The sequence below is a fragment of the Pseudomonas sp. UF-293 genome (genome assembly GCF_058245595.1).
This window is the reverse complement of the sequence record NZ_JBSICA010000017.1, coordinates 1-12969: the sequence shown is the minus strand read 5'-3', so window position 1 is coordinate 12969 and position 12969 is coordinate 1. Positions and strand designations below refer to the sequence as shown.

The window sequence follows — 12969 nt, the reverse complement described above, 5'->3', positions numbered from 1 at the left end:
GTCGGGGCCAAGAATAACTGCCATTCATGGCTTTTGCATGAGTTCAATGGTGTTGCCGCAATCCCCTGTGGGAGCGAGCCTGCTCGCGAAGAACGATGACTCGGCCTCTCAGACCACCGCCAGCCGTTGCCCACGCACGATGTCCTGCATGAAGCGCTCCGCCGGCATCGGGTGGCCGAGCAGATAGCCCTGCAACGAATCACAGCCCAATTTGGTGAGGAAATCCTGCTGCGCGCCGGTCTCGACACCTTCGGCGACAATCCGCAGATCCAGCGCCTGCCCCAGCGCCACAATCGCCGAGACGATCGCGGCGTCATCGCTGTCATGTTCCAGATCACGGACGAAACCGCGATCGATCTTCAGCTCATTGGCCGGCAGGCGCTTGAGGTACATCAGGCTGGAATAGCCGGTGCCGAAGTCGTCGATCGATAGGTCGACGCCCATGTCCGACAACTCCTGGAGCACAGTCATGCTCGCGTCAGCGTCGCTCATCGCCGTGGTTTCGGTGATTTCGAGCGTCAGGCTGTTGGCCGGCAAATGATGAGTCGCCAAAGCCTTGGCCACGCTTTGTACCAGCCCGGCGTGGCAGAACTGCAAGGCCGAAAGGTTTACGGCAATGCGCCAGTCGGTATAGCCGAGCACGTACCACTCGCGCATCTGCCGGCAGGCTTCGTTGAGCACCCATTCGCCCATCGGAATGATCAGCCCGGTTTTCTCCGCCAGATCGATGAACTTGTCCGGCATCAACATGCCATGCAGCGGATGCTTCCAACGCAGCAGCGCTTCGGCACCGACCGGACGGCCATTGGCGGCGTCGAATTTAGGCTGGTAATGCAGGCAGAACTGGTTGTGCTCGATGGCCGCGCGCAGGTCCTGCAACAGTTGCAGTTGTTTGCGCGCGTTGGTGTTCATCGATACGTCGAAGAAGCTGTAGCCGTTCTTGCCGCCGCCCTTGGCGTGGTACATCGCAGCATCGGCGTTCATCAGCAGTTCCTGGGCGTTGTCGCCGTTGCCCGGGTACAGGGCAATGCCGACGCTGGCGGAAATCTGCAGATCATGTTCGGCGACGCGAAACGTGCGGCCGATCAAGCTGACCTGACGCGCGGCCAGGCTCAAAGCGTCATTGGGCTCGCTCAAACGCACCAGCAGAACGAATTCATCGCCGCCGATTCGTGCGAGTGTGTCCTGGCTGCGCAAGTCTTCGCGCAGACGAATACCGACCTCGCGCAACAATTGGTCGCCCATGTGATGGCCGAACGCATCGTTGACTGGTTTGAAACCGTCGAGGTCGATGAACATCAAGGCAAAGCAACCGCCCTGCTCCTCAACTTTCTTGATCGCCTGATTGATGCGGTCATCGAGCAACATGCGATTGGGCAGACTGGTCAGCGGATCGTGCAAGGCCAGTTGGGTGAGTTCGCGATTGGCCACAGTCAGCGAGTGCGCCAGATCGGCGGTGCGCGCTTCGAGGCGGGCGTCGAGAATCGAGGTCAACAACGCGATCGACAGCACCGCCAGCGTGGTCACTACTACCAGACTATCGAGGCCGTTGCCCTTCAAGCCATTGAGCGTCGCGCCGCAGAAACTGCCGTCAGGAAACTGCGCGGCGGCCATGCCGGTGTAGTGCATGCCGACAATCGCCATGCCCATGATCACCGCCGCCCCGGCGCGAATCAGCCGCACATAGGGCGATTGCTGGCGTAAACGAAACGCGATCCACAATGCCGCCGCCGAGGCGCCGACGGCAATCAGCAAGGAGGCACTGAACAGCGTTGGGTCGTAATCGATACCCGGGGTCATGCGCAGAGCGGCCATGCCGGTGTAATGCATGGCGCTGATGCCCGCCCCCATTATCAGCGCGCCAAAGGCCAGTTGCGCCAGTGGCAACTTTGGTTGGCTGACCAGCCACAAGGCAAAACCGCAGGAAAGCACCGCGATCAGCAATGACAACGCAGTGAGGGCGAAGTCATAGCCCAGATCGATCGGCAATTTGAAGGCGAGCATGCCGATGAAGTGCATTGACCAGACGCCAACACCCATCGCCAACGCCCCGCCCGCCGTCCAGAAATGCACGGCCCGGCCTTTTGCCGTGGCGATGCGCCCGGTGAGGTCGAGCGCCGTGTAGGAAGCGAGGATCGCCACGCACAACGATATGAAAACCAGGGTGAAGGAGTAGCTGCCGATGAGCATGGAGGTTCTCGTGACAAGCCGAAACCGTACTGCTTCCATTCTCGGTCGGGCAAATGCGGCGATTGTACTGATTGCGCGGAAGAACGCACTGACAAAGTAACCAAATTGCCATCAAGCCGATGAAACGCTCGTTCGATCGTCCTACAACGCTCTGCGGTGGGCTTTAAGCACACCTTGTAGAAGCGATCTCACGCCAGACACAAATCCCTGTGCGAGCGGGCTTGCTCGCGAAGGCGTCGGCACATCCAGCATCTCGCTCGACTGACCCACCGCGTTCGCGAGCAGGCTCGCTCCCACAAATTTCAGCGTCCAGCCACCCTTCATCATTCGAACGCGAATCCCTGTGGGAGCGGGCTTGCTCCCTCAATTTTCAGCGCCCGACCACCCTTCATCATTTGATCGCGAGTCCCTGTGGGAGCGGGCTTGCTCGCGAAGGCGTCGGCACAGCCAACATCTCGCTCGACTGACCCACCGCGTTCGCGAGCAGGCTCGCTCCCACAATTTTCAGCGCCCAGCCACCCTTCATCATTCGAACGCGAATCCCTGTGGGAGCAGGCTCGCGCCCTCAGGCTCAGCGGTTGTCGCTGACGTCGAGTTGGCCATCCCAGCCGCCGCCCAGTGCGGCGATCAGTTGCACGCTGGCAATCAATCGACTCTGCAAAATGTTCAGCACGCTGCGCTCATTGCTCAGCGCCGTGGCCTGCACCACAACCACATCGATATAAGCGATCAGCCCGGCCTTGTACTGGTTCTCCGTCAGACGCAAGGAATCGCGGGCGGCATCCAGCGCTTCCTGGCGCACCGCCGCTTCGTCTTCATACACCTTGAGCTGGATCAGGTAGTTTTCCACTTCGCGGAAACCATCGAGCACGGTCTGGCGGTAGCGGGCGACGGTTTCGTCATAGGCCGCTTCACTGCGGTCGACCTCGGCCGAACGAATGCCACCGTCGAACAGCGGCAACGACAGTTGCGGGCCGACCGACCAGAAACGGTTCGGCAGGCTGATCAGATTTTTCGAGGTACTGCTGCTGTAACCGCCGCTCAGACTCAGGGTCAGGTCCGGGTAATACGCGGCCTTCGCCACGCCGACATTGGCATTGGCGGCGATCACCGAGCGCTCGGCCGACGCGATGTCGGGACGACGCTCCAGCAATTGTGAAGGCAAGCTCAACGGCACCTGCGGCAGCTTCGGAATGCTCTGGCTTTCGGCGATGCTGAAGTTGGCCGGTGCTTCGCCGGTCAGTACGGCGATGGCGTTTTCAAACTGTGCGCGCTGCCAGATCAGGTCGACCAGATCGGCCTGAGTGCTTTTCAACTGGGTTTGCGCCTGCGCCACTGCATCGCGCCCGGAAACTCCGGCGCGGTACTGGTTCTGCGTCATCTTCAGTGAACGCTCGTAAGCGGCAACGGTGGCTTCAAGCAATCGCTTCTGCTGATCGATGACCCGCAGTTGCAGGTAGTTCTGCACCAGCTCCGATTGCTGACTCAAACGCATCGCTGCCAGATCGGCAAAACTTGCCTGGGCGCTGGCCTCGTCGGCCTCCAGCCCACGGCGCAGCTTGCCCCAGACATCGGCTTCCCAACTGACGCCCAGTTGCGCGGTGTAGGTATCACGAATACCACTTGAGGAGCTGCTCAGGCTCGAACTGCTGCTGCCGGTGCCCTGACTGGAGCGATTCTTGCCCAGACTCAAGTCGACGCTGGGATAAAACGCCCCGCGCGCACTGCGCACCAGGGCCTGCGCCTGACGGAACTGCGCTTCGGACTGGGCAACGGTCTGGTTGGAGCTGTTGAGTTTTTCGATCAAGGCGTTGAGCTGCCGGTCGCCGTACAACTCCCACCAGGCGCCCCGGGCCAGCGAGTCGCTGGGGTTGGCCTGACGCCAGCCTTCGGCTTCCTTGAACTGAGCGATTGCGGCAGTTTGCGGACGCTGGTAGTCCGGGCCGACGGCGCAGGCGCTGAGCAGCGCCACGCACAACGACAGGCTCAACAGGCGCGAGCCGCGCACGGTGGCCAATTGGATAAGCGAACGGTCAGTCATAGCGGAGTTTCCAGAGCGGCGTCAGTGCGCACGCCACGCCATTTATTGAAACGATGGCGCAGCTTGTCGAGATAGAGGTAAACCACGGGTGTGGTGTAAAGGGTCAGGACCTGGCTGAACACCAGACCGCCAATGATGGTCAGGCCCAGCGGCTGGCGCATTTCCGCGCCCTCGGCGCGGCCGAGCAGCAGCGGCAAGGCGCCGAGGATCGCCGCCAGCGTCGTCATCAGAATCGGTCGCAGGCGTTGCAGACAGGCGCTGCGAATCGACTCCAGCGGCGACAGCCCCTCATGCCGCTCCAATTGCAGCGCAAGATCGATCATCAGAATGGCGTTCTTTTTCACCACGCCGATCAGCAGGAATATTCCCAGCAGGGAAATCAGGCTGAACTCGCCGCCGAGTGCATAGATCGACAGCAACGCGCCGACGCCGGCTGAAGGCAAGGTCGAGAGAATGGTCAGCGGGTGGATGTAGCTTTCATACAGCACACCCAGCACCAGATACACGGCGAGCAACGCACCGAGGATCATGAACGGCTGGCTCTTCTGCGTGGCCGCGAAGGCGTCAGCGGTGCCGGCCATTTTCGCAATCACATCCTCCGGCAGGCCGACCTTGGCGATCGCCCGTTCGATGGCGGCGCTGCCCTGCCCTACGGTCACACCTTCGGCCATGTCAAAGGAAATGCTTTCGGATGCGAACTGACCTTCATGGCTGACCCGGTCGTTTTCCAGGCTGTTTTCGTAATGGGCGAACGTCGACAGCGGCACCCGCGCACCGTCAGCGGTAATCACCTCGACCTGCTTGAGCGTCACCGGATCCTGGGCGTATTTCGGATTGACCTCCATCACCACCTGGTACTGGTTGAGGCTGTCGTAGATCGTCGAAATCTGCCGCTGGCTGTAAGCGTTGTTGAGCACGGCGGTGACCATGTTCATGTCGACCCCCAGGCGTTTGGCCTGATCCCGGTCGACGATCAGTGTCACCTGCTGTGCCCCGGCACCCTCGCGGGCATCAATGGCGGTCAGCTCGGGCAAGGCACGCAACGCGGTGACCACTTTCGGGAACCACTTGCGCAGCTCGGCGAGGTCGCCGCTTTGCAGGATGTAGGTGTACTGCGAACTGGTCTGTTCGCGGCCACCGCCGAACTGCAGATCCTGATCGGCCATCAGCATCAGCTGCGCACCGGGTACCTTGGGCATTTCCTTGCGCAGGCGCTCAATGACTTTCTGCGCCGACAGCCGGCGTTCCTTGATCGGTTTCAGGCGCACGATCATGAAGGCGTTGTTGGTGCCGTTGTTACCACCAATGAACCCGGCGACGCTTTCCACCGCTTCGTCCTTGAGCACGGCGCGGCGGAAGGTTTCCATTTTCGGCTGCATGACGTTGAACGACAGACCGTCATCGCCACGTACGAAACCGATCAATTGCCCGGTGTCCTGCTGCGGCAGGAAGGTTTTCGGCACCACCACGTAGAGCGCAACGTTGACGCCGACGGTGAGCAGCAGACTGAGCAAGGTCAGACGTCGATGACGCAATACCCAGTCGAGGCTGGTGGCGTATTTGCCGACCATCCAGTCGTTGGTCTTCTGGCTCCAGCGTTGCAGGCGGTTTTCCTGCCCCGGCGTGTGTGGTTTGAGCCAGCGCGCGCAGAGCATTGGCGTCAGCGTCAGGGAAACCACCAGCGACACCACGATCGCCGCCGCCAGAGTGATGGAAAACTCGCGGAACAGGCTTTCGACCAGCCCGCCCATGAACAGGATCGACAGGAACACTGCCACCAGCGAGACGTTCATCGACAACAGGGTAAAGCCGACTTCCTTGGCCCCGAGGTACGCCGCCTGCATCGGTTTGACGCCTTCGTCGATATGCCGGGAAATGTTCTCCAGCACCACGATGGCGTCGTCCACCACCAGACCGGTGGCGAGAATCAGCGCCATCAGCGACAGGTTGTTCAGCGAGAACCCATACAGGTACATCACCGCAAACGTGCCGACCAGCGACACCGGCACCGCCAGCGTCGGGATCAGCGAAGCGCGGAAGTTACCGAGAAACAGGTACACCACCAGCACCACCAGAGCGACGGCGATCAGCAAGGTCATCTCGGCTTCATGCAGCGTGGCCTTGATGACCGGCGATCGGTCCATGGCCAGATTGAGTTTGACGCTGGCTGGCAGTACCGCTTGCAGCGCCGGCAACTGCGCCTTGATCTCGTTGACCGTCTCGATGATGTTGGCGCCGGCCTGACGGTTGATCACCAGCAGCACCGCCGCGTCGTCGTTGAAGAAACCGCTGTTGTAACGGTCTTCGACGCCATCGCTGACTTTCGCCACGTCCTTGAGACGCAACGCGGCGCCGTCGGCGTAGTGAATGATCAGCGACTCGTAATCCTTGGCTTTCTCGAGCTGGTCGTTGGCCTGGATCTGCCACAAGCGCTCGCCATCCTCGACCGAACCCTTGGGCCGGCGGACGTTGGCGTCGGCGATGGTCTTGCGCACATCGTCGAGGGCCACGCCGTACTGGTTCAGTGCCTGCGGTTCGAGCTCGATGCGCACCGCCGGCAGCGAACTGCCACCGATCTGCACTTCACCGACGCCCTGCACCTGCGACAGGCTTTGCGAAAGTATGGTCGAGGCCAAATCGTAGAGTTGGCCTTTTTCCAGCACGTCCGAAGTCAGCGACAGCACCATGATCGGCGCCTGCGACGGGTTGACCTTTTTATAGGTCGGCATGCTGCGCATCCCGCTCGGCAGTAGATTGCGCGAGGCGTTGATCGCCGCCTGCACTTCCCGCGCCGCGCCGTTGATGTCGCGGTCGAGGTCAAATTGCAGAATCACCCGCGTCGAACCCTGACTGGAGCGGCTGCTCATGGTATTGACGCCGGCAATCGCACCGAACGAACGCTCCAGCGGCGTCGCCACCGTCGAAGCCATCACCTCGGGACTTGCGCCCGGCAGACTGGCCTGGACGACGATGACCGGGAAGTCCATCTGCGGCAATGGCGATACCGGCAGCAGACCGAAGCTGACACCGCCAAGCAACATGATTGCCAGCGAGAGCAGCATGGTTGCCACGGGGCGTTTGATGAAAGGGCCTGAAAGATTCATTCGCGCCAGTCCCTACCGCTTAACCCTGTGGGAGCGGGCTTGCTCGCGAAGAGGCCGGCACATCCAACATATGTAGCGGCTGACACAGCGCTTTCGCGAGCAAACCCGCTCCCACAGGAGATATGTGGTGGTTGCGAGGTCATACCGCGACCTCTTCATCGGCTTTGGATTTACCAAAGCGCCGGCCCAGGCGGTCGAAGTACAGGTAAATCACCGGCGTCGTGAACAGCGTCAACACCTGGCTCACCAACAAGCCACCGACCATCACCAGACCCAACGGCTGACGCAGTTCCGCGCCAGACCCCGTGGCCAGCATCAGCGGCACCGCGCCGAACAACGCTGCCAGTGTGGTCATCAGAATCGGCCGGAAGCGCAGCAGCGCCGCTTGATAAATCGCCTCTGCCGGGGCCATGCCCTGGGTGCGTTCGGCGTCGAGGGCGAAGTCGATCATCATGATCGCGTTCTTCTTGACGATACCGATCAGCAGAATGATGCCGATGATCGCGATCATCCCCAGGTCGTTGCCACTGAGCAGCAACGCCAGCAAGGCGCCAACCGCGGCGGACGGCAAGGTCGAGAGGATGGTGATCGGGTGGATGTAGCTCTCGTAGAGCACGCCCAGCACGATATACATGGTCGCCACCGCCGCCAGAATCAGCAGCAAGGTGCTCGACAGCGAAGCCTGGAACGCCTGCGCCGCGCCCTGGAACTGAGTCTGCACGCCGACCGGCATGCCGATGTTCTGCTGCACTTGCTCTATGATGTCCACCGCATGCCCCAACGCCACACCCGGCGCGAGGTTGAACGACATCATCACCGCCGGGAACTGGCCGATGTGAGTGATCGCCAACTGCGCCTGACGCTCTTCGACATGCGCCAGGCTCGACAGGCGCACCTGCGCGCCGTCGGTGGTCTTGACGTGAATCTGGTCCAGCGCCTGTGGGCCGATCTTCTCCCCGGCCTGGGCTTGCAGCACCACGCGGTACTGGCTGGCCTGGGTGTAAATAGTCGAAATCTGCCGCTGGCCGAACGCGTCATACAGTGCATCAGTAATGTTTGCCACCGACACGCCGAGGCGCGAAGCAGCATCACGGTCGATCACCAGATAGACCTGCAAGCCTTTGTCCTGCAAATCACTGGCAACGTCGGTCAACTCGGGACGCTGCGCCAGGGCTTCGACCAGACGTCCGCTCCACTGGCTGAGCAATTCCGAGTCCGGCGACGACATACTGAACTGGTACTGGGTGCGACTGACCCGATCCTCGATGGTCAGATCCTGCACGGGCTGCATGAACAGGCGAATGCCGACCAGTTTGTCCAGTTGCGGTTGCAGGCGTGCGATCACTTCGCTGGCCGTCAGATCGCGCTCGCCGTGGGGCTTGAGGTTGATCAGCAAGCGTCCGCTGTTGAGCGTGGCGTTGTCGCCGTCGACGCCGATGTACGACGACAGGCTCTGCACCGCCGGATCTTCCAGGATGATCTTCGCCAGTTCCTGCTGCCGCTCGCCCATCGCCGCGAAGGAAATCGACTGCGGCGCTTCGGAAATGCCCTGGATCACCCCGGTGTCCTGCACCGGAAAGAAGCCCTTCGGCACGATCACGTAAAGGAACACGGTCAACGCCAGTGTGCCGATGGCGACCAGCAAGGTCAGCGGCTGATGCTTGAGGACCCAGCGCAGCATCCGCCCGTATTCCTTGATCATCCAGTCGATGAACGCACCGCTGGCGCGATAGAAACGGCCTTGCTCATGTTCTTGCGGTTCACGCTTGAGCAGTCGCGCGCACATCATCGGTGTCAGGGTCAGCGACACGACCAGGGAAATCAGGATCGCCACGGCCAGGGTGATGGCGAATTCACGGAACAGGCGCCCCACCACGTCGGCCATGAACAGCAGCGGAATCAGGACGGCGATCAGCGACAGGGTCAGGGAAATCAGGGTGAAACCGATCTGTTTCGCGCCCTTGAGCGCGGCCTGCATCGGACTATCGCCTTCCTCAATGAAGCGCGAGATGTTCTCGAGCATGACGATGGCGTCGTCGACCACGAAACCGGTGGCAATGGTCAGCGCCATCAGGGTCAGGTTGTTCACCGAGAACCCGGCCAGGTACATCACGCCGAAGGTGCCGATCAGCGACAGTGGTACAGCCACGGAAGGGATGATCGTCGCACTGGCGCGGCGTAGAAACAGGAAAGTGACCATGACCACCAGCGCGATAGCGATCAGCAGTTCATGTTGCACGTCGGTGACCGAGGCGCGGATGGTCTGCGTGCGATCCGTCAGCACAGTGACGTCGAGGCCGGCCGGCAGGTTGTCGGTGATGCTCGGCAGCAAGGCCTTGATGCGGTCGACCACTTCGATGACGTTGGCTCCGGGCTGACGCTGGATGTTCAGCAGTACTGCCTGATTCTGATTGGCCCATGCAGCCAGACGCTCGTTCTCGGCGCCATCGACGATCTCGGCGACGTCCTTGAGCCGCAGCGGTGCGCCGTTCTTGTAGGTCAGGATGAGGTTGGCGTAGTCCTCAGGCGAGGTCAACTGGTCGTTGGCATCGAGCATCGACACCCGGGTCGGGCCATCGAAGTTGCCTTTTGGCTGGTTGACGTTGGAGGCGCCGATCAGGGTGCGCACGTCCGACAGATTGAGGCTGTTGGCCGCCAGCGCTTCGGGGTTGACCTTGATCCGCACGGCCTGACGTTGGCCGCCGGCGATGCTGACCATGCCGACGCCGCTGATCTGGGCGATTTTCTGCGCCATGCGCGTATCGACCAGATCATTGAGCTTGGGCAGCAGCATGGTTTTCGAGGTGATGGCCAGGGTCAGCACCGGGGTGTCCGCCGGGTTGACCTTGTTGTACACAGGCGGCGCTGGCAGATCGGTAGGCAGCAGATTGGTCGCAGCGTTGATCGCGGCCTGCACCTGCTGCTCGGCAACGTCCATGTTGATATCGAGGCTGAAACGCAGGGTCAGCACCGAAGCACCGCCCGAGCTGGTCGAGGCCATTTGCGTGAGGCCCGGCATCTGCCCGAACTGGCGTTCGAGTGGCGCGGTGACGGCGCTGGTCATCACGTCCGGACTGGCGCCCGGATACAGAGTCATGACGCGAATGGTCGGGTAGTCGACCTGCGGCAACGCTGACACCGGCAGCAAGCGATAAGCGATCAGGCCGGCCAGAACAATGGCCAGCATGCTCAAGGTTGTGGCTACCGGACGGAGGATGAACAGCCGCGAAATGTTCATGCGCCCTTCTTGGCCTTATCGGCTGTGGTCGCATCAGGATTGGCGGCGGATTTGCCTTGCAGGTGTTCGGTTGGCGAGGTCGGCACTTCGCTGCTGTCATTGACCACTTCGACTTCGCTACCCTCCTTCAGGCGATCGGTGCCTTCAAGCACAACGCGATCACCCGCGGCGAGGCCTTCGGTGACCACGGTGTTGTCACCGTCGCTGGCACCGATTTTCAGTTGGCGAATGGTGACTTTCTTGTCGCCGTCCAGCGCATAGACAAAGGTGCCATTGGTGCCGAACTGAATCGCTGCCGACGGTGCCAGCACTACACCTTTGAGCGTGTCGGCCAGCAAATGAACGTTGACGAACTGGTTGGGAAATAGCGACTGGTCGCGGTTATCGTAACGGGCCTTGAACTTGAGGGTGCCGGTAGCGACGTCGATCTGGTTGTCGAGGCTTTGCAGCACACCGGTAGCCTGCAGTTTGGTGTCGCCGCGGTCCCACGCCTCGGCAGGCAGTTTGGCGCCGCTGCGGTAACGCGCCAGCACGGTGTCGAGGCTGTTTTCCGGCAAGGTGAAGGCCACGCTGATCGGCTGCGTCTGGGTGATCACCGCGAGGAACGTGGTGTCGTTGGCGGCGACGAGGTTGCCGACGTCGACCTGACGCAGACCGACGCGGCCGGCAATCGGCGCGCGGATCTTGGTGAATTCAAGATTGAGCTTGGCGTCGTTGACCGCGGCCTGATTGGTCTTGACCGTGCCCAGGTATTGGCCGACCAGCGCTTCGGCGGTGTCGAGGGTCTGTTTGGCGATGCTGTCTTCTTTGTACAGACCGCGATAACGCTCGACGTCGACCTGGGCGTTTTTCAACTGCGCCTGATTCTGCAGCAAGGTGCCTTCGGCCTGAAGCAAAGCATTCTGGTAAGGACGCGGATCAATCTCGGCCAGCAGGTCGCCCGCCTTGACCATCTGCCCTTCTTCGAAATGAATCTTGACCAGTTCGCCGCCCACCCGGCTGCGGACGTTGATGGTATTGAGCGCGGTGACCGTTCCCAGCGCCTTGTAATACAGCGGGAAGTCGCCCTTCACCGCCGGCGCCACACGCACCGGAATCGGCCCGGTGCCGCCGCCGAAGCCCGGCCGCATCATCCCCGAGCGCCCGGTGTGCCCGGCGGCCGCTTTGTCGCCGCCTGCCTTGTCAGCAGAGCCGGCGGGCCAGAATTTCCAGCACAGGACAGCGATGACCAACAGGACAAGCAGGCTGATCAGCCAGCGACGGGATTTGCGGGGGGACGATTGCATGGAGTTATTGACCATTGGGCGCGTGGGCTTCTATTACGGGAGGCTGAACGATAAGCACTGAGTGGATTTAAGCAAAGCAGCTTTACCGGCAATTTACCTTCCACTTACGTTTCAAGGTGTAAGGCAAAACCCTGATACACAAATGAAAACGGCCTGGACAGGGCCAGGCCGTTAACAATTGTAAAAGCCTTACTTGAGAACGGACAGTGCCGCTTCGTAGTCAGGCTCTTCGGCGATTTCCTTGACCAGTTCGCTGTGCAGGACGTTGTCGTTTTCGTCCAGAACCACCACGGCGCGTGCGGTCAGGCCCTTCAGCGGGCCGTCAGCAATGGCCACGCCGTAGTTTTCGATGAACTCGCTGCCGCGCAGGGTCGACAGGTTCTGTACGTTTTCCAGACCTTCGGCGCCGCAGAAGCGCGCCTGGGCGAACGGCAGGTCAGCGGAGATGCACAGCACCACGGTGTTGCTGATGTCGTTGGCCTGGGCATTGAACTTGCGCACGGAGGTGGCGCAGGTCGGGGTGTCGACGCTTGGGAAAATGTTCAGGACTTTGCGCTTGCCGGCGAAGTCTTGCAGGGTGACGTCGGACAGATTGCCGGCTACCAGGGAAAAGGCTGGCGCCTTGGAACCGGCTTGTGGCAACTGGCCGTTGACTTGAACCGGATTGCCTTTGAGGGTGACTTGAGCCATGACTTGAGTCCTTCTGTTTTTTGATTGGAAAGCATGCAAGAGGCGGAAGTTAACCACGAAATCCGCTGACGACCTATTCCCTGTTTGATTGTTGGGCGCTGGGTCGTGCGATTGTATACAACCCGCACAAATCCACCGATAGGAGTGAGTCCGCTCGCGATGGCGGCGGTACATTCAGTATCTTGATTGCCTGAGCTGACGCCTTCGCGAGCAAGCCCGCTCCCACAGTGGTTTTGTGTTGTGCCGGGATTTAATGCGCGCCGCCGAGCCCTGTGGGAGTGGGCTTGCCCACGAAGGCGGCAGCACATCCAGCATCGCAGTCGCCTGACCTGACGCTTTCGCGAGCAAGCCCGCTCCCACAGGGGAATCTGTGGTGTTGGAAGATTTTGCGCCTGGCGCCAGTTGAATGTGGGAGTGGGC

At 61.1% G+C, this 12969-nt stretch carries 6 protein-coding genes; all 6 read right to left on the bottom strand.

Going from position 1 to position 12969, the window contains the following annotated elements:
* Positions 1–108 precede the first annotated feature (108 nt).
* Positions 109–2190 (bottom strand): putative bifunctional diguanylate cyclase/phosphodiesterase, encoded by a 2082-nt coding sequence (locus tag AC4IHP_RS17865; RefSeq protein WP_490832329.1) that lies wholly within the window; start codon positions 2188–2190, stop codon positions 109–111.
* 571 nt (positions 2191–2761) lie between these two features.
* Complete coding sequence (locus tag AC4IHP_RS17860) at positions 2762–4231, bottom strand: efflux transporter outer membrane subunit (protein WP_490832328.1); 1470 nt, start codon at positions 4229–4231, stop codon at positions 2762–2764.
* Positions 4228–7335: an efflux RND transporter permease subunit gene (locus tag AC4IHP_RS17855; protein ID WP_490832327.1), complete on the bottom strand. Its 3108-nt coding sequence runs from the start codon at positions 7333–7335 to the stop codon at positions 4228–4230. Before AC4IHP_RS17855 ends, AC4IHP_RS17860 begins: the two co-directional genes overlap by 4 nt.
* 139 nt (positions 7336–7474) lie before the next feature.
* Positions 7475–10573: an MdtB/MuxB family multidrug efflux RND transporter permease subunit gene (locus AC4IHP_RS17850; protein WP_490832326.1), complete on the bottom strand. Its 3099-nt coding sequence runs from the start codon at positions 10571–10573 to the stop codon at positions 7475–7477.
* Positions 10570–11874: an MdtA/MuxA family multidrug efflux RND transporter periplasmic adaptor subunit gene (locus tag AC4IHP_RS17845; protein WP_041481001.1), complete on the bottom strand. Its 1305-nt coding sequence runs from the start codon at positions 11872–11874 to the stop codon at positions 10570–10572. The genes AC4IHP_RS17850 and AC4IHP_RS17845 overlap by 4 nt, the downstream gene beginning before the upstream one ends.
* Before the next feature lie 174 nt (positions 11875–12048).
* The gene (gene tpx / locus AC4IHP_RS17840) at positions 12049–12549 is read right to left on the bottom strand and encodes a thiol peroxidase (RefSeq protein WP_460118976.1); all 501 of its coding nucleotides are present in this window, start codon (positions 12547–12549) and stop codon (positions 12049–12051) included.
* Between the last annotated feature and the right edge of the window lie 420 nt (positions 12550–12969).